Origin of the sequence: Erysipelatoclostridium sp. MSK.23.31, assembly GCF_019125875.1 — a bacterium.
Taxonomy (GTDB): domain Bacteria; phylum Bacillota_I; class Bacilli_A; order Erysipelotrichales; family Coprobacillaceae; genus Thomasclavelia; species Thomasclavelia ramosa.
The window spans coordinates 40,239-60,189 of the sequence record NZ_JAHOCB010000012.1; the positions used below are offsets into that span (position 1 = coordinate 40,239).

Annotated in this window: 15 protein-coding genes; 13 read left to right on the plus strand and 2 right to left on the minus strand. The window is 33.1% G+C overall.

Translation table 11 applies throughout. From position 1 onward, the window contains the following. Positions 1-242: 242 nt before the first annotated feature. The 3 genes from KSU54_RS07270 to KSU54_RS07280 all read left to right on the plus strand — a co-directional run bounded on the left by KSU54_RS07270 (position 243) and on the right by KSU54_RS07280 (position 7,367). Entirely contained in the window at positions 243-4,937 is a 4,695-nt protein-coding gene (locus tag KSU54_RS07270) for a glycoside hydrolase family 2 TIM barrel-domain containing protein (protein WP_040434256.1), read from the plus strand. A gap of 128 nt (positions 4,938-5,065) precedes the next feature. Continuing rightward, on the plus strand, positions 5,066-5,620 hold the full coding sequence (locus KSU54_RS07275; protein WP_003537258.1) for a LemA family protein: 555 nt from the start codon (positions 5,066-5,068) through the stop codon (positions 5,618-5,620). A 1-nt stretch (position 5,621) separates the two neighbouring features. Beyond that, positions 5,622-7,367, plus strand: a complete 1,746-nt coding sequence (locus tag KSU54_RS07280; protein ID WP_003537259.1) for a DUF2207 family protein — start codon at positions 5,622-5,624, stop codon at positions 7,365-7,367. Positions 7,368-7,451: 84 nt separating this feature from the next. On the opposite strand, the gene KSU54_RS07285 is transcribed toward KSU54_RS07280, so the two are convergent. Both KSU54_RS07285 and KSU54_RS07290 read right to left on the minus strand, forming a co-directional pair. Beyond that, on the minus strand, positions 7,452-8,870 hold the full coding sequence (locus KSU54_RS07285) for a 6-phospho-beta-glucosidase (protein ID WP_003537260.1): 1,419 nt from the start codon (positions 8,868-8,870) through the stop codon (positions 7,452-7,454). A gap of 143 nt (positions 8,871-9,013) precedes the next feature. Continuing rightward, positions 9,014-9,250, minus strand: coding sequence for an RDAC family protein (locus KSU54_RS07290; RefSeq protein WP_003537261.1), 237 nt, complete (start codon positions 9,248-9,250; stop codon positions 9,014-9,016). Positions 9,251-9,316: 66 nt separating this feature from the next. Here KSU54_RS07290 and KSU54_RS07295 point away from each other — a divergent pair, with 66 nt between their 5' ends. The 10 genes from KSU54_RS07295 (at position 9,317) to nrdG (ending at position 19,895) form a co-directional block, all read left to right on the plus strand. Continuing rightward, entirely contained in the window at positions 9,317-9,577 is a 261-nt protein-coding gene (locus tag KSU54_RS07295) for a hypothetical protein (protein ID WP_003537262.1), read from the plus strand. Positions 9,578-9,591: 14 nt separating this feature from the next. Further along, positions 9,592-10,446 (plus strand): DegV family protein, encoded by an 855-nt coding sequence (locus KSU54_RS07300; RefSeq protein ID WP_003537275.1) that lies wholly within the window; start codon positions 9,592-9,594, stop codon positions 10,444-10,446. Positions 10,447-10,457: 11 nt separating this feature from the next. Then, positions 10,458-11,429 carry a dipeptidase gene (locus KSU54_RS07305; protein ID WP_003537276.1) on the plus strand — a complete coding sequence of 324 codons (972 nt, stop codon included), beginning with the start codon at positions 10,458-10,460 and terminating at the stop codon, positions 11,427-11,429. A 297-nt stretch (positions 11,430-11,726) separates the two neighbouring features. Further along, the gene (locus tag KSU54_RS07310) at positions 11,727-12,542 is read left to right on the plus strand and encodes a MurR/RpiR family transcriptional regulator (protein WP_003537277.1); all 816 of its coding nucleotides are present in this window, start codon (positions 11,727-11,729) and stop codon (positions 12,540-12,542) included. Between the two features lie 36 nt (positions 12,543-12,578). Beyond that, positions 12,579-13,421: a fumarate hydratase gene (locus tag KSU54_RS07315; protein ID WP_003537278.1), complete on the plus strand. Its 843-nt coding sequence runs from the start codon at positions 12,579-12,581 to the stop codon at positions 13,419-13,421. After that, entirely contained in the window at positions 13,418-13,972 is a 555-nt protein-coding gene (locus KSU54_RS07320) for a Fe-S-containing hydro-lyase (RefSeq protein ID WP_003537279.1), read from the plus strand. The genes KSU54_RS07315 and KSU54_RS07320 overlap by 4 nt, the downstream gene beginning before the upstream one ends. 29 nt (positions 13,973-14,001) lie before the next feature. Further along, the gene (locus tag KSU54_RS07325) at positions 14,002-15,249 is read left to right on the plus strand and encodes a M15 family metallopeptidase (protein ID WP_003537280.1); all 1,248 of its coding nucleotides are present in this window, start codon (positions 14,002-14,004) and stop codon (positions 15,247-15,249) included. A 40-nt stretch (positions 15,250-15,289) separates the two neighbouring features. Further along, the gene (locus KSU54_RS07330) at positions 15,290-16,915 is read left to right on the plus strand and encodes a B12-binding domain-containing radical SAM protein (RefSeq protein ID WP_003537281.1); all 1,626 of its coding nucleotides are present in this window, start codon (positions 15,290-15,292) and stop codon (positions 16,913-16,915) included. A gap of 153 nt (positions 16,916-17,068) precedes the next feature. Further along, entirely contained in the window at positions 17,069-19,372 is a 2,304-nt protein-coding gene (locus KSU54_RS07335; protein ID WP_008791115.1) for an anaerobic ribonucleoside triphosphate reductase, read from the plus strand. Between the two features lie 7 nt (positions 19,373-19,379). Continuing rightward, positions 19,380-19,895 carry an anaerobic ribonucleoside-triphosphate reductase activating protein gene (nrdG, locus tag KSU54_RS07340; RefSeq protein ID WP_003537283.1) on the plus strand — a complete coding sequence of 172 codons (516 nt, stop codon included), beginning with the start codon at positions 19,380-19,382 and terminating at the stop codon, positions 19,893-19,895. The last annotated feature ends 56 nt before the right edge of the window (positions 19,896-19,951 follow it).

Genomic DNA, 19,951 nt, shown 5'->3' on the forward strand with positions numbered 1-19,951 from the left:
TTTACCTGCTTTTTCCACATATAATTATATTTACTAAAATAATAATCTTTTATTAGTAAATTAATTGACATGGTTTACGTGATTAACTATAATTGTTAGTGCATAGGATTGTTACTATTTGATTAGGCAAGACCTGGTTGTTTAAAGCGTTTATAAGCGTGATGAACAATCAGGTCTTTTATATTTATTTGGGAACTTTAACTAATCAAAATAGCTATTCTATACGGGAAAAGGAGGAAGTTATGAAAGGAAGATGGAATCAAAAATTATGTGCTGTAGCAACTGTTTCAATGTTGTTATCATCAGCACCAGTTGGGGTATTAGCACAAGAAAATGCAAGAATTACTCAGTCAGACCCCGAAGAAGTATATGTTGATATCATTGGAGATGGGCAAAGAACCACGCTATTTAATGAAAATTGGAAGTTTCATCGTGGTGATATAAATGATGCTCAAAACAAAGATTACAATGATTCAACTTGGGAAACGGTGAATTTGCCACATGACTATAGTATTGATCAAGATTTCACAACAAGCGGAGAAGCAGAGAGTGGTTTTTTACCAGGTGGCGTTGGCTGGTATCGAAAAACTTTTGTAGTACCTAAAAAATATCAAGAAAAACAATTGATGATTGAGTTTGATGGCGCTTATATGAATGCTGAAGTTTATTTAAATGGGACAAAATTAGGTGAGCATCCATATGGATATACTGCTTTTGCATTTGATTTGACTGAGGGCTTAATCTGCGATGGTGAGACTGAAAATGTTTTAGTAGTAAAAACTAATAATAAAATTCCAAGTAGTCGCTGGTACTCTGGAAGTGGGATTTATCGAGATGTAAAGTTAACAGTTACAGATAAGGTTCATGTTGGCTATAATGGAACTAAAATCATTGCTAAAGATTTAGAAAATACTAAGGACAATAATGTTAAAGTTGATGTTACAGCAACAATCGATAATGATAGCGATACAAATAAAACGATCACAGTTAAAAATACTTTATTGGATGCTCAAGGAAATGCCGCGGGTAGTACCGTCACTAATGAAGTTGAATTAGCAGCTAAAAGTACAAAAGATGTAAAACAGGAAGTGTCTGTTATTGCTCCTAAATTGTGGTCCACTGAGGATACAAATTTATATACAATGAAAACTGAAATCGTGGCGGATAATAAAGTTTTAGATACTTATGAAACTGAGTATGGTTTCCGCTATTTTGATTTTGATAATAATACAGGTTTTTCATTAAATGGTGAAAAAATAAAATTAAAAGGTGTTTGTCTGCACCATGATCAGGGTGCACTAGGAGCAGTTGCTAATCGTGATGCAATTGAACGGCAGGTCAAAATATTAAAAGAAATGGGATGCAATGCGATTCGTGTTACCCATAATCCTGCGGCATCAGTTTTATTAGAAGTATGTAATGAAAATGGAATGTTAGTTATTAATGAAGCATTTGATGGCTGGACCGAATATAAAAATGGAAATGTTAATGACTACACTTCACATTTTAATGAAGTAATTAGTACCGATAATCAAATTGTTAATGGAAAAGCTGGAATGAAGTGGGGCGAATTTGATGTTAAAGCAATGGTTGATGGTGCTAAAAATGATCCAAGTGTAATTATGTGGTCATTAGGTAATGAAATTGATGAAGGAGTATCAGGAAATACCTCACATTATTTAAATTTAGTTGATGATTTAATTAAATGGGTTCAAGAGGTTGATACAACTCGTCCAGTCACAAATGGTGATAATCGCAAAAATACTAATCCAAATGCGATGCTCAGCCAAATTAATCAAAAAATATATGAAGCTGGTGGCGTGGTTGGAATGAACTATGCAAATGGTGATCAAACTATAGCTATGCACAATACTTATAGCGATTGGCCACTATACGGTTCTGAAACGGCAAGTGCTGTCCATAGTCGTGGAGTTTATAATACTACGGGTAAAGATGATAATACTTTACAAATGTCAGAATATGATAATGATGAGGCAAAAGTTGGCTGGGGACATTCAGCAAGTGATGCCTGGCAATTTGTTATTAAGAATGATTTCAATGCTGGAGAGTTTGTGTGGACTGGTTTTGATTATATTGGTGAACCAACGCCATGGAATGGAACTGGAGCAGGAAGTGCAAGTGGTCAGGGAGCTAAACCTAAATCATCATATTTTGGAATTGTTGATACTGCAGGATTTGTAAAAGATACTTATTATTTATATAAAAGTATGTGGGACGAAGATACAACTACTTTGCATTTAATGTCAACATGGAACAATGATGAAATAGTCAAAAATAATAATGGTAAGGTCAAGGTCGATGTATTTACTAATGCTGCAAAAGTGGAGTTATATTTAAATGGGAATAAAGTGGGGGAGGATACAGCAACAACGCATACTACTGCTTTAGGATATAAGTATCAAACATTTTCAAATGGAGAATTTTACCCAAGCTTTAATGTAACCTGGGCTTCAGGAACGTTGAGTGCTAAAGCATATGACAAAAAAGGTAATTTAATTACAGAAACTGAAGGAAGAAGCAGTGTAACGACTAATACCAAAGCTGCAAAATTAGCGATAAGTGCTGATAAAAAGGAAATTTTAGCTGATGGCAGTAGTTTATCTTATCTTACTGTCGATGTTAAAGATATGAATGGAAATATTGTCGCTGGAGCTGATAATCGTATTAATTTCAAGATTGAAGGAAATGGTAAAATTGTTGGGGTTGATAATGGTAATGCAGCTGATACTGATAGTTATAAGGGAACTTCACGAAAAGCCTTTTCAGGAAAGGCATTAGTGATTGTTCAATCTACTAAAGATGAGGGATCATTTACATTTAGTGCCAGCAGTGATGGTTTAAGTGGTTCAAATATTTCTGTCAAGACGGTTAAAAATGCTGTTGAGGGTGATGCTTATCTGCAAAGTTACACAATTGCTAAAAATTTATATGTTAATGTTGGTGAAGAACCTGATCTGCCTGCAAAAGTTGTAGGAACATACAATAATGGGGAGACAAGAGACTTAACGATTAAATGGAATGAATATGATAAAGAATCATTAAATAAAATTGGTGAGTTCACAATAACAGGAAAACTTCAGGATAGTGAAGCTGTAGTAACTGTAACGGTTCATGTAATTGGTAATGTCGTAGCCATGGAAAACTATTCAACAGTAACTAGTGCAGGAATTACACCGGTATTACCACAAACGGTTCGAGGACTTTATGAAAATGGAAATTATAGTGAGGCTTTTCCGGTTAAATGGAATATTCCTGCTGATGCTTTTAAAAATGAAGGAATGGTAACAGTAAAAGGTACAGTCAATGTTCTAAATGAAGTAAAAGATGTTACAGCAACTGTTCGAGTAGCACCAAAATTAGCTGATTCACAGAATATTGCTTCAAAGAATTATCAAGATACACCATTATTTACAAATGGGAAAATGGTCAATGGTGTTCCAAGTGAACCAACAGCAACGCCAATCAATGATTCATTGAGTGAATTAAATGATGGGATTACTAATGAAAGTGGACGCGAAAGCGCACGGTGGACAAATTGGAGTTTAAGAAATGAAAATCCTCCGGTGGATACTTATGTACAATTAGAATGGCAAAAAGAATACTTGATGCAAAATATTAAACTGTGGCATTTTACGGATAATCAATTCAGTGTTTTACCAGGTGATAACAATGTCCGGTTTGAATATTATGATGTTCCAACAAATTCATGGCAAGAAATTGAGTCTTCGCACATTACACAAGTACCATATACATCTGGTGATACTCCATATGGATTTATTCACCCGATTACAACTAATAAATTACGCATATGGATGAAGTCACCGCAAGTTAATAAATGTATTGGTTTAACAGAAATAGAAGTATATGATTATATTTTACCAGTAACTGCAAATTCATCTGCAAATCTAGATGATTTAAAATTAGATGGGGTTAATATTAAAGAATTTAATGGTTATCGAGGGTATGATAAGCTTACTAAAACATATACTGTTGATTTGAAAACAGCTGATACCCCATCAGTTATAGCTCAAGGTAATAATAATGAAGCAATTACTGTTTTACCAGTATATAATAATGAAGTAAAGATCATTGTTAGAGCGGAAGATGGTAAAACGATAGAAAATTATACTATTAAATATATTATCTCGGTAAACAAAGAGTTTCTTGAAAACTATATTGAAAGCGATGAAATAAAGAAAGTTTTTGAAACAAGTGAAGAATATACAGTCCAATCGTATCAAGAATTTAAGGAAGCATATGATCAAGCAATAGTGATTTTGAAAGATGATCAGGCAACACAAAAACAAGTTGATGATAGTTATGAAAAATTACAAACTATGTATCAAGCTTTAGTTAAAAAGACTGAAGAAAAAGTTGATAAGAGTCAGTTAGAAGCACTTTTAGCTATTACTGATAAGATTACTGAAGATATTTTAAGTAATCTTGATGCTGATTTAGTTAAAGAGTTTAAGACCGCTTTACAAGCAGCACAAGATATTTATACTGGAAATGATGTAACTCAAGCTCAGGTAAATGCTGCTATTACACGGTTAAATGTGGCAATTGAAAATTTAAATATTCGTGATTTCAATAAGATTAAATTACAGGAGCTAGTTGAGCGGACTGAAAAATTATCTGCTAAAGATTATACAAGGGCTTCTTGGGAACGATTAGAAAAAGCTTTATCAGCAGCCAAAATTGTCTTAGCAGATGAAAAGGCGACACTGGCAGCTGTTGATGAAGCCAAAACGGTTTTACAAAATGCACTAGAACAATTAGAGAAAGTTGCGATTAGCGAAGAGTCTTCTCAAGGAGTAAAAACTGGTGATGCGGCTAATTTTGCTGGTATATTTGCATTAATGGTTTCAACTGCGAGTCTGGTTTTATGGATGAAAAGAAGAAAAGAAAATAATTAATAATAATAGAAGGATGTTTTAATATGACATCCTTTTTTGGAAATTTGACATTTTTATGATTATCGTATTCGTTGTATATTCTTACTAAGATTGTATAATATAAGTATAGAAAAAGGAGGCGTTTAAAAATGAGTATACCAATAATTATTGTACTTATAGTAGTGGCGTTAATTGTGATTTACTGCATAGTTGCATATAACACATTAACTAAATTAAAGAACCGGGTTAAAACTAACTGGGCACAAATTGATGTGGTATTAAAAAGGCGGGCTGATTTGATCCCGAACCTTGTTGAAACAGTCAAGGGGTATGCTAGTCACGAAAAGGAAACGTTAGAAAATGCAATAAAAGCAAGAAATACTTATGTGACTGCCAATAGTCCTCAAGATCAGCTTGCAGCTTCTGGTGAATTAAATCAGGCTTTAAGCCGATTAATGATGTTAGGTGAAGCTTATCCGGATTTAAAAGCTAATACTAATTTTATGGAATTACAAAAAGAATTGACAGCTACAGAAGATAAAATTACGTATGCACGACAATTTTATAATGATTCAGTAAATAAATATACCAATCAAACAGAAGTTTTCCCTTCAGTGCTTATTGCAAAAATATTTGGTTTTGGAACTTTTGATTATTTTGAGGTTCAAGAAACAGATAAAGAAGTACCAAAGGTTAAATTTTAAAATGAAACTTAAAAAATTATTTTTAGCACTCTCAATCTTTCTGGTTTCTTTGATGCCGTTACCTGTTTTGGCATCAGGGAATGACCTTCAAGCGGTTAATATGAACATTTATATTAATCAAGATGGTTCAGCAAAAGTTGAGGAAACTTGGAAGATGGATGCGATTGAAGGAACAGAAAACTACAAGGCATTTAATAATCTTTATGGGGCTACGATCAGTGATTTTTCTGTTGTCGATGAAAAAGGAACAAAATATCAATATGTTGATAATTGGGATATTGATGCTAGTCGTCAAGAGAAGAAAAATAAATGTGGGATCATTGAAAAGAGTGATGGTTATGAGTTATGTTATGGGATAGGTGATTATGGTCAACACACATATACGATGACTTATACGATTACTCCATTTGTTAATCAATATAGTGATGCTCAGGGGTTTAATTGGCAATTACTTAATCAGGAAATGAATCCTAAACCAGCTGAATTTGAAGCAACGATTAGTTCTGATTACAAGTTTTATGATCAAGATAGTGATATTTGGGGCTTTGGCTATGAAGGACAAGTTATTTTTGATGATCATGGAGCGATAATTATATCGAATCGTGATTTAAACAATAATCGTCGAGGCGATATTAATTATGTCAATATTTTAGTTAGAGTACCCGATGGAACTTTTAGCAATGTAATAACCAAAAATGAATCATTTGAAGCTGTTTTAGAAGATGCACGTGATGGCTCAAGTTATCAAGAAGATTCTAGTGATGGTTCAATATTTATGTTTATTGGTATTAGTGTTGCGGTACTTGCTGGGATAATTGCAGTAATTGTTGGAATTGTATCTAAAGCAAACAAAAATAAACAATTATATTTTAGTGACGGTAACAATGAAATTCCGACAATGGAACATGTTAATCCGTTCCGTGATATTCCTTGTCATAAAGATATCTACTATTTTTATTACGTTGCAACAAAAGCAGGGATTATCCAGCAAGATGATCGTTCAGGTATCTTGTGTGCTATGTTGTTAAAATGGATCAGAGATGGCTATGTGAATTTTACCATGGAACCGGGCACTGGCTGGTTTAAAAAAGATAAATATGAAATTGATTTCAGTGGTGAGATTCCAACAGAAAATATTTTAGAAGAAAAGATGTTAGGTTATTTTCGGGAAGCAAGTGGTGATAATCAAATCTTAGAGAATAAAGAATTTGAACGTTGGTGTAAACGGAATTATGAAGAAATCGAAGATTGGTTTAATGATTTGATTGAATTTGAAGAAAAAGAATTAAAAGAAAAGGGCTTAATGAAAAAGCAAACAACTTATAAAAAGTTCTTAGGAATAGATATTGCAAATGAAAAAGTAGTTTATGAACCATCATTTAGAGATGATATCATTTATACTAAGGGATTAAAACGCTTTTTATTAGACTTTAGTAGTATTGAAGAAAAAGAAGTAATTGAAGTAAAACTCTGGGAAGAATATTTAATGTTTGCTTCAATTCTTGGTATTGCTGACGAGGTAGAAAAACAAATTGGTAAACTCTGCCCAGAATTTAATCAATATTCAAATATTGATTACACTTATACGATGTTAGCAACGAGAACATTTATGTACGGTGGTGTTCGTAGTGCAGCTAATGCATATAGTGCAGCTCATAGTTCATCGTATAGCGGTGGCGGTGGTTTTAGTTCCTTTGGCGGAGGCGGAGGTGGTTTCTCCGGAGGCGGCGGAGGCGGAAGCCGATAAAATAAAGAAAACCTGGAAGAATGAAATGAATCTCCTAAGTTGTTGCTTCAACTTAGGAGGTTCGCTTCAAAACTCCAGGTTATTTTATTGTTGTGCTTCTAATTCAGCGATTTTATCAGCAAATTGAGGTAAGTGTTTTTTATGAGCAATCAACATTTCATCTAATAATGTTTTAGCAATTTGACCACTTGGAACTAATGGATTAATTGTAAATGCATGTAATGCTTTACCATAATCACCAGTAACGGCAGCTTCAATTGTAGTTTCTTCCATTGCTTTCATAATTTGAACCATTCCCCGAGCTGCAGGTTTTAATGTTCCCCAAGAAATTGGCATTGGTCCTGCTGCTGTAATGATAGCAGATACTTCAGCTACACTATCATATGGAAGATCAGTTAATGCCCCTTTGTTTTGTGTTGATACGACCATAGTTGTACGTTTATCATTATAGATTGAGTTGATTAATTCACAAGCAGCATCACTATAATAAGTACCACCACGTTTTGTCAATTGTTCTGGTTTATAATCTAAATTAGGATCTTTATATAATTCAAATAATTCAGCTTCTGTTCTTTTTACAACTTCAGCACGAGTACCATTTTCTTTGAAGTCGGCAATTTCATCTTCAAGCATATCATCAGTGATATAGTAGTAACGGTGATACATACATGGCAGATATCCTAAATCTTGGATTTGTTCTGCAACAAATGAAATATTTTTAATATTTGCTACTCCGGCATCAGCGGCACGTTTAGCGGCTTTTTCCTCTTCTTCCTTTGCACGTGTAGCATTAGCCCCAAATTTTCTTAAACCATCGTTTTCAACATATAGTTTTTGAATTGCTTTATCAGTTAATTCAGTTCCATCAACATCCCATACTCGATGCCAGTGAAAATGGTTTAATCCAGCGAATTTAAAGAATAATTCTTCTTCGTTTTTATCTAAAGCTTTCCCAACCATTTTACGGCAAGAGATAGGTACATTACATAAACCAACAACTTTATCCCATTTACCATATTTGATAACAGCTTCAGTAACCATTCCACTAGGATTAGTAAAGTTTACTAGCCAGGCATTTGGACATAGTCTTTTCATATCTTCAACGATTTCTAAGATAACAGGAACAGTTCTAAATGCTTTAAACATTCCTCCGGCACCATTTGTTTCTTGCCCAATAATCCCATGACTTAAGGGAATTCTTTCGTCTTTAATTCTTGCATCCAATAAGCCAACTCTAAATTGAGTAGTAACGAAATCAGCGTCTTTTAAAGCTTCTTCACGATCTAATGTTAAATGAATCGTCATAGGAACACCCGCAGCTTTTACCATTCTTTGTGCCATTGCTCCAACGATTTCTAACTTTTCTTTACCTTCTTCAATATCAACTAACCACAGTTCTTTGATAGGTAGTTCATCATATCTTTTAATAAATCCTTCAACTAATTCTGGAGTATATGAACTCCCGCCACCGATGGTAGCAATTTTTACAGGTCTTTTTGCCATTTGTAAATCTCCTTTGTTTTTTGTTACAAGGCTATTATAACGGCAAAAGAAAAGAAAGTGGTCTTTTTTCAGGTGATGAAAACCGCTTTCATTTTATGAAAATAATATAATAAGTTATCGTGCTTATGGTAATAATTAATATATTATTTTAATAACAGGTTGTATGGATTGATAGTTCCGGGAATTACTTGTAAATAATCATTTTTTAATAATTCATTGATTACATTGCATAATATATTAATATCGGTTTCTTCACCAGTACATTCAAGATAGAGACTTTGACTGCCACAAGCATCACGTAATTTGAGAATGTAGTCAAATTGGCGTTCTTTTAATAAATTATTGATGTCTTGGACTTGGAAAATTGAAATTGTTTTCATGTTTTTAACTCCTTTTGTTAAAATAATGTTATAATTTCATTATATAAAAGTCAAGGAGGATATATAATGGCTGCAACTGAAAAAGAAAAAGCAACCAAGCTGGCTCATGAGTTAGTCGCATACATAGAGAGTGAACAAAGTGATTTGAAGGCTAGTGATAATGAATTTGATGCTTTATGGCAAAGCATTTATGATGTTTGTATGCTAGTTCACTTTAACATTTTAGATGAACTCTTGAGTGAAGAGGAATATTTAGAAGGAGTTACTTGGCTAAAAGACTATCAACATCTCACTAAAGATTACCAAGATAAAGAATTGGAATTATGAAAGGATAAAGAATAATGAAAAATTATTTAATTGTTACCGATACAACAAGTGCGATGAACGGGGTTCAAGCGAAAGAATCTGGAATTGAGTTAGTCTCACTAAGTGTACTGATTGACGGGATCGAGTACAAAGACCAAATTGATATTTCAACGGAAGAATTATATAAAAAACTGGAAGCTGGATGTATCCCTACGACATCACAGCCAAATACTGGATATTTACATGAATTAATGGCGAATTGGAAAGCTAAAAATTATGAAGCTATTATCATTATCACCTGCAGTAGTGATTTAAGTGGAACTTGGAGTGGATTTAATCTTGTGAAAAATCAGTTAGAAATGAATAATATGTATATTTATGATAGCCGCCAAGTTGGTGCACCTGTCATGGATATGGCATTAGCGGCTAAACAGATGGCTGATAATGATCATGATGTAAATGAAATTTTTGAAATGTTAGAAATGAAAACTAAAAATAGTTTTTCTTTTTTAGCCCCATTTGATTTTAAGCAATTGGCGCGCTCGGGACGGTTATCGCCGGTAGCTGCTAAAATGGCATCAATCTTGAAAGTAAAAGCTTTACTTTATTTGAAGGAAGATGGTAGTTGTGTCGATAAATATGCGATGAGTAGGACAGAATCAAAAATTGTTAAAACTGTAATTGACAAATTTAAAAATGCTGGTGTTAATGCTAAGGATTATACATTATACATCTCTCATGCTGATAATGAAGAATCAGCGCTGAAAGCAAAACGATTATTACAAGATATTTTTGATAATATTGAGGTTATCGTAAACAAGTTACCAGCTGTATTGACTTGTCATGGCGGGATGAAATGTATATCTGTGCATTATATACATAAGATGTAATAGGTGAGAAAATGAAAGTTGTTGATATGCATTGTGATACCATCTTGCGGCTTTATGATGAAGGTGGCTGTTTATCAAAAAATGATTTTAATATTGATTTAAAGAAAATGGTTAAAGGTGATTATTTGTTGCAAAACTTTGCGATGTTTGTAAACTTAAGTGATCATCTTGATCCACTAACAAAGGCACAGCGATTAATTGATCTATATTATACAGAACTAGAAAAAAGTCCTGAGCTGATTAAACCAGTATATAGTTATGAAGATATTCTTAATAATCAAAAAAATGGTCTAATGTCAGCGATGCTTACATTGGAAGAAGGGGCAGTCGTAAATAATGATCTTGCAATCTTACGTAATTATTATCGTCTAGGCGTTAGGATGATTACTTTAACTTGGAATCATCCTAACGGAATAGGTTATCCTAATTTGATTAGTACTAAGGAATTTAAAGATTTATATCATTTAAATACAGAAGATGGATTAACTGATTTTGGGATTGCTTATGTCAAGGAAATGGAGCGGTTGGGAATCATTATTGATGTTTCACATTTGAGTGATGCGGGATTTTATGATGTATTAAAATATACGACAAAACCGTTTGTTGCATCACATAGTAATGCTCGTAGCGTTTGCGGAGTTGCTCGAAATATGTCTGATGATATGATCAAACAGTTAGCGAAACGTAATGGCGTCATGGGAATTAATTTTTGCGGAGATTTCTTAAAACCATCGAGTCATGGCGGGATGCGTTCATGTATTGAAGATATGGTTAAACATATTTTATATATTAAGGAACTGGTGGGGATAGATTATGTTGGCTTAGGTAGTGATTTTGATGGTATTGATCAAAACCTTGAATTAGCTGATGCTTCGATGATGCCCCAATTAGCTGCTGCACTGCAGGAAGCTGGCTTTAGTGAAAATGAAATTGAGAAAGTTTTTTATAAGAACGTTTTACGTGTTTATAGTCAAATTTTATAGAAACAGAAAAACGACAAGTGGGGAAATCACTTGTCGCTTTTATTATTAGTTATCAGGGAAAGGATACTAATAATACATGATATCAGGGAAGGATATCTTTATATATTGTTTGTAGTCATTATATTGAAGGGAAAATCGAATATTTCTTTTGACTACATTGTTAGTATATAACTAAACAATGGTGAAAATGTATATAGAATATCTTAAAATATGTGATAATTATTCGTTCGGATAGATATCGAGCTATTTTAAAATGGCGAAATATAGTGTATAATACACATAAGTGGAGGAATGAGGATGAAAAGCTTATTTTATCGTTTAATTATCTTTTTAGATACAGCTAGTGAAGCTGATACAAATTATAATATTGCCTGGTATATGGCTCATAATTTTTCGAAAGTGGCCAAAATGGGAATTAGTCAGCTTGCTAAAGAATGTTATGTATCCCCGGCAACGATTTCACGTTTTTGTCGTGCTTTAGGATATGAAAATTATGCTCATTTAAAACAAGAATGTTCTTCATTTGCTTCAGATAGCAAAAAGTTTAATAATTTAATTAATGTTCCTTTGGACATGATGAAAGATAAACCTCAAGAATGTACTAAATATTATAGTGATCAAGTATGTGATGCTATTTCAAAATTGTCACAGCGGTTAGACTGGAATGTGATTGATAAAGTTCTACAGGCTATTCATGATAGTGATTCAGTAGCTTTTTTTGGAACTCAGTTTTCTCATTCTGCAGCGTTGCATTTTCAAACTGATTTACTAATGCTGGAAAAGTTTACAATGGCATATATGGAAACAGAACGTCAGATTGATTGTGCGCGTTTGATGGATGAAAATAGTGTTGCAATTATTGTGACAGTAAATGGATTTTATGCACGGAGTAATTCGAAAGTTTTACAGTATTTAAAGAAATCAAAATGTAAGGTTGTTTTAATGACAAATAATCCAGGGATAGATATTGGAATAAACGTTAATTATACGATTGTATTAGGTGATAGCGAACAGCGAAAGATTGGTAAACATACGTTATTAACAGCAGTTGAATTGATGTCACTGCGATATTATTCTTTATATTATCCAGGAATTCAGGAAAAAATTATCTAAAAAGGTTTTAACCTTTTTTTATGGAAGGAAAAAGTTATGCGTGAGATTAAATGTGAAGATATTACAAAAACAGTAAAACAACTATGTATGGAAGCAGCTTGTAATTTACCCAGTGATGTGTTTAAGGCACTTAAAGATAAGACAGATACAGAACCATATCCCTTAGCTAAAAAGACTTTGGAAGTATTGATTGATAATGCTGATTTAGCTAAAGATAATATGATGCCGATTTGTCAAGATACTGGTATGGCTTTTGTGTATATTACAATTGGACAAGAAGTTCATGTGGATGGTGATTTAAAAGCTGCTATTAATGAAGGAGTGCGTCAAGGGTACGAGGAAGGTTATCTTCGTAAATCAGTAGTTGATGATCCATTATTTGAACGGATCAATACTAAAGATAATACCCCAGCAATTATTTATTTTGATCTTGTTTGTGGTGATGAATTTAAAATTGTTGTAGCTCCAAAAGGATTTGGGTCTGAAAACATGTCACAAATTAAAATGTTAAAACCAAGTGATGGATTGCAGGGAGTTAAAGATTTTGTAATGAAAGTGGTTAATGACGCTGGACCTAATGCTTGCCCGCCGATGGTGATTGGTGTAGGGATCGGAGGGTCATTTGACAAAGTTACGATGTTGTCAAAACAAGCAATGATGCGTGAAATTGGAACCCATCACGAAGATAGCCGATATGCTGCTTTAGAAACTGAATTATTAGAGATGATCAATGCTACAGGAATTGGACCAGCTGGTTATGGTGGAAAAACTACGGCTCTATCATTGAATATTGAGACTCATCCTACTCATATTGCTGGAATGCCTGTTGCAGTAAGTATTTGCTGCCATGTAGCGCGTCATAAGGAGGCTTCATTATGATTAAATTGACAACACCGCTTACCGTTGAAAAAATAAAACAATTACATGCTGGTGATGAAGTGTTACTAAGCGGAACTATCTATACGGGTCGTGATGCGGCTCATAAACGTTTGATGGCTTTGATTGAAGAAGGAAAGGAATTACCTTTTCATTTAGAGGATCAAGTAATTTTTTATGTGGGACCAACGCCAAGTAAACCTGGTAAAGTATTTGGGAGTGGAGGACCTACAACGTCTGGGAGAATGGATGCTTTTGCACCAACAATGATCAAGTTAGGATTACGTTCGATGATTGGTAAGGGATATCGTCAGCAGGCAGTTAAAGATGCAATCATTAAATATCATGGAGTGTATTTTGGTGCTATCGGTGGAGCCGGAGCGATGATGTCTAATTGCATTAAAGAATGTACAGTAATTGCTTTTGATGATCTTGGACCTGAAGCGATTCGACGTTTAGAAGTTGAGGATATGCCATTAGTAGTAGTGATTGATAGTAATGGTAACGATCAATATGAATTAGGGCGTAACGATTATTTAAGTACATGTAAATAAAGAGAAAGTATTAAAGAGGTAATATAATAATGTTTAAAAAGAAAAGAGATTATGGATATTACAGCAGTTATGGAACAAGTAGTCGAAGTCGCCTTAAGGTTGGACGCGTTGCTCTTGTTGGGGCTGTTGGGGTTGTCTTAGTTATTGGAATTGTTGTTGTGTTAAATTTGACACGGATTAAATTATTAATCAAGGGCTATTCATTTTCACAAGCAAGTGAAATTTTGTCATTAACAAAAGAACAAGAAAATGAAATTTTATCCCATGATAAACTTGATCATATTACTAATTGGATAGCAAATTCTAAAAAAGTTTCTTTATATGATGAATACGAAAAATATCTAGGCATGAATAAAAAGATGGAATATGCTGATGTTGTTACATATATTAATGGATTATTTAAAGAAGAAGTACCTAAACTAAAAAGTATGGGGTATAGTGAGAAAGTTATTTGGAATTTGATTAGTGATAAAGTATCAAAAGAAGATTTACAATATTTGATCGATCATAATTATACTGCCAAGGATTTAGAGCCTTATCGCAAAGTAAAAGGTTATCAAATTCAAAATCTTGAAGCGTATATCAACGCTTATAATAATTACAAAGACTATAATTATGCAGTATGTATTACTAACTATCCATTTTTGATTTCATCTAATGGTGAGCCTAAAGAAAGCTATACAATTACTAATCCTGATGATTTATTAGTTTTAGTAAAAAAAGGTTTCTATTTACCAGAAAGCTATGAACCTAAATTAGTAGATCCGGAAATTCCAGTAGCTCCAGATTGTCAAAATCCGAAAATGACTAAAGAAACATCAGATGCTTTAACTAAAATGTATGAAGCAGCTAAAAAAGAAGGGTTAGAATTAGTTGTTAATAGTGCGTATCGTTCATATCAGACACAAGTTGATACAATGGCTGATTTTGAAAGACGTTTTGGCGGGCAGTATGCAAATGAATATGTCGCTCAGCCTGGAGCAAGTGAACATCAAACTGGTTTAGGAATTGATTTAACTAGTCAAAGTGTTGTAGAAGGTAAAAAAATCACTTTTGGTGATACTGATGAATATAAATGGGTAATTAAAAATTGTGCTAAATACGGCTTTATTATCCGTTTTGAAAATGGTACTGACGGAATAACGGGAATTGCTCATGAGCCTTGGCATTTACGTTATGTTGGTAAAGATGTAGCAAAAAAAATCGTTGAAAAGGAATGGACTTTTGAAGAATATTGTTTATATAACAATGTAATGCCAAAAGTTACGAAAAAATAATCTAGGGGTTACCTCTAGATTATTTTAATGAGGTAAAGAAATGAAAACATTAATTACTACTTTAAATTCAAAATATATACATAAGTCTTTATCGTTAAGATTGCTTTATGTAGCTACTAAAGAATATCATGAGGTGGATTTTAAAGAATATACGATCAAAGAGGATCTTGATACAATTGCAAATGATATTATTGAACAAAAAGTACAGGTTGTGGCTTTTAGTGTCTATATTTGGAATGTTGATTTAATAAAAATATTGATAGATAAATTAAAAAAAATGGACCCACAATTAGTTATTGTAATTGGAGGACCGGAAGTAAGTTATGAAATTGATTATTTTCTAGATAACTTTAAAATTGACTATTTAATTAGTGGTGAAGGTGAGGTGGCTTTTAAAGAACTGTTAGATTGTTTAGAAACACAGCAGCCGATTAATATTCAAGGAATTAGCAGAAAAGATAAGCGAGATTATCAACAAACTAAGCCGGTTGATCTACAATATCTTGAAACACTTGAATCACCTTATTTATTAAAACGTGATCTTGCTGATATGGATAAGCGGATTCTTTATTTTGAAACAAGTCGCGGCTGTCCATATCAATGCCAGTACTGTTTATCTTCATTAGAAAAAGGATTACGCTTCTTTAGTTTAGATTATTTAAAAGCGCAATTATCATTATTGCTTGATAGTGGAGTTAAGACAATTAAGCTGCTAGATCGGAGCTTTAATGCTAAAACAGCTCATGCTTTGGCGATTTTAGAATTTATTTTTAAGCATTATCGACCAGGAATTCAATTTCAATTCGAAATTAATGGTGATGTACTAGATCAGCGAATTATTGATTATATTAATGATTATGCTCCAAGAGGATTATTACGATTTGAAATAGGAATTCAGTCAACATATGAGCCGACAAATGAAATCGTTAAAAGATATCAAAATTTTGAACGGTTAAGTGAAGTAATTAAACAGTTACAGCAAAATCATAAAATTGATTTTCATTTAGATTTGATTGCAGGTTTGCCTTTAGAAAACCTAGAGAGATTTGCCCGATCATTTGATGATGTTTTTGCTTTTTATCCAAAGGAACTGCAATTAGGTTTTTTAAAGTTATTGAGAGGAACAAGTCTTCGAAAAGAGGCAGAAAAATATGGGTATGTATATGATGAAAATCCACCCTATGAATTGCTTTATAGTAATGATTTAAGCCCTGAAGATATTGGGAAAATTCATTTGGCAGAAGAAATGTTAGAGAAATTCTGGAATAGTGGCAAGATGCCAATAACAATGAATACAGTGATAAGAACAGTCGCTTCACCTTTTTATTTTTTCTTAGACCTGGGCAATTATTATTTGAAACAACAATTTAAAATGTTTAAATTTCAAAATGATGAATTATTTAGTTATTTAGACGAATATTTAAATCGGCAGTATCAGGATTTATTGATTGAAGACTATTTACGGTTATCAAAAATAAAACCTAAACGCTGGTGGAAGGCCCGTTTAGATAAAAGCGAAGCACGTGAAACAATGCATTATTTGATAGAAAAATATGACTTAGACCAAGAAGAAGTCTTTAGATATGGGGTGGTTGAAAAGGTAACTGATGGCTACTTATTAGCGATTTATCAAAATTATCAGGTTAGTGTGAAAAAGTATTCTTGATAATGATAAACGGTTATATTACGTTAGATAACGTTTTCCTGTAATGGGAGAGCGTTTTATTTTATGATTATAAAAAGGGCTGGGTAAAGGAGTATATAACATGAATTAAAAATACAAATAAGATATACTTAATAGTGCATGGAGGGATATAGAATGATAGAAAATATTCGTAAGAGAGATGGGCGCCTAGTCGCATTTGAGTTAGATAAGATTGCAGGAGCTATATACAAAGCATTTGAAGCAAGTGGTGGTAAATATGAATTAAAAAATGCCATGAATATTGCTAAAACAGTTGAAACAAAGCTAGAAAAAAAGAAGAGTGAATTACCAACGGTAGAATTAGTTCAAGATACGGTTGAAGAAGTATTGATTGAACAAGGATATGTACGAGTGGCTAAAGCCTATATTTTATATCGCGCTAATCGTACGCGTGAAAGGGATATGAAGTCACGGCTAATGAAGACTTTTGAAGAGATTACTTTTGCTGATAGTAAAGATAGTGATCTAAAAAGAGAAAATGCTAACGTGAATGCAGATGCTCCGATGGGGACAATGCTGAAATATGGAGCTGAAGCAGCAAAACAGTTTAATGAGATGTTTGTATTAAATCCTAAACATGCACGTGCTCATATTAATGGGGATATACATATTCATGATATGGATTTTTTAACTTTAACCACAACTTGTTGTCAAATTGATTTAATTAAATTATTTGCAGGAGGATTTTCAACTGGCCATGGAGTTTTAAGAGAGCCAAATAGCATTAGTATCTATGCTGCTCTAGCTTGCATTGCTATCCAGTCAAACCAAAATGATCAACATGGAGGTCAGGCAATTCCTAATTTTGATTATAGTATGGCACCAGGTGTTGCAAAATCATACTTAAAGCATTTTTATCATAATTTAGCTAAAGCAATTACTTTATTAGTAAAATTAGATGGTGAAGATATTGCGACTAAAGTAAAGGGAGAAATGCGTTTAAAACCTACTTTAGATAAAAATGAGGCATTTGAAGAACAATTAAAAGAAACACTGAAAGCTAATAAAGTAGATAAATTTGTAGATGAAATCGTTGAATTTGCAATTACAAGCGCTTATGAAGAAACTGATCGAGAGACATATCAAGCGATGGAGGCGTTTATTCACAATCTTAATACTATGCATTCAAGAGCTGGAGCACAAGTACCGTTTAGTTCAATCAATTATGGTATGGATACTTCAAGTGAAGGGCGCATGGTAATGCGTAATATATTATTAGCAACAGAAGCTGGGCTAGGTCATGGTGAAACACCAATTTTTCCAATTCAAATATTTAGAGTAAAAGAAGGAATCAACTATAATGAAGGTGAGCCTAATTACGATCTTTTTAAATTAGCTTGTCGTACCTCTGCAAAACGTTTATTCCCTAATTTTTCATTTGTTGATGCTCCTTTCAATAAACAATATTATAAAGGAACGCCAGAAACTGAAATTGCTTATATGGGATGTCGAACACGAGTTATGGGAAATGTTTATGCACCGGACAAAGAAATTAGTTTTGGGCGTGGAAATTTAAGTTTTACTTCTATCAATTTACCAAGATTGGCAATTCGTTCTAAAGGAGATGTAAATGAGTTTTTTGATAAGCTTGATGGAATGTTAGATTTATGTATTGAGCAATTGTTAGAACGTTTTGAAATTCAATGTCGTCGTAAGGCTAAAAACTATCCTTTTTTAATGGAGCAGGGAGTTTGGCTTGATAGTGATGAATTAAAACCTGATGATGAAGTTCGTGAGGTTTTAAAACATGGAACTTTAACAGTCGGATTTATCGGATTAGCGGAAACATTAAAAGCTTTGATTGGGGTACATCATGGTGAAAGTGAAAAAGCTCAGATCTTAGGATTACAAATTGTTGCTCATATGCGCAAGGCAATGGATAAAGCAACTGAAAAATATAATTTGAATTTTAGTTTGATTGCTACTCCGGCAGAAGGACTTTCAGGTCGTTTTGTTAAAATGGATAAAAAACTTTTTGGAGAATTAGACGGGATTACTGATCGTGAATATTATACTAATAGTTTCCATATTCCTGTATATTATCCAATTAGTGCTTTTAAGAAAATAAAATTAGAAGGACCATATCATGAATTAACTAATGGTGGTCATATTAGTTATGTCGAGATGGATGGGGATCCGACTAAAAATATTGCTGCATTCGAAAAAATTGTTAGAGCAATGCATGATAATGGAATTGGTTATGGAGCAATCAATCATCCAGTTGATCGTGATCCAGTATGTGGTTATAATGGAATTATTGATGATGTTTGCCCGTTATGTGGAAGAAGCGAGGAAGAACATCATGGTTTTGAACGAATCCGGCGAATCACTGGTTATTTAGTAGGAACATTAGATCGTTTTAATGATGGGAAAAAGGCTGAAGAAAGTGATCGTGTAAAACACGAAACCAAGGAATGAATAATTAATGGAAATTAGATTATTTGGTACGGTTAATGATTCTATTGTTGATGGGCCGGGCTTAAGATATGCGATTTTTACCCAAGGTTGTTTTCATAATTGTTTAGGCTGCCACAATCCTAAAAGCCATGATATTAATGGCGGGTATATTAGAGATACTAGTGAAATAATTAATGAAATTGATGAAAATCCTTTATTAGATGGAATCACGTTATCAGGTGGTGAACCAATGTTACAAATCGAGCCTTTAAAAGAACTTTGTAAAGCTGCTCGACTTAGAAAACTAAATATTGTTATTTATAGTGGTTTTACATTCGAACAAATTATGGATGATCCTAATAAAAAAGCATTATTGGAACTTTGTGATATGCTAATCGATGGCAAATTTGAATTAGATAAAAAAAGTTTAGCTTTACTTTATCGTGGTTCATCTAATCAAAGATTGATTAATATTCAACAATCTCTAAGCCAAGGAGAGGTAGTTGAATATTTGGCTGATGAGAATAATGAAATTAAGATTTAAGGAAGCACAGCTTCCTTTTTTGTTTTAAAGATTGGTGATTAGTTTATAAAGCAAAT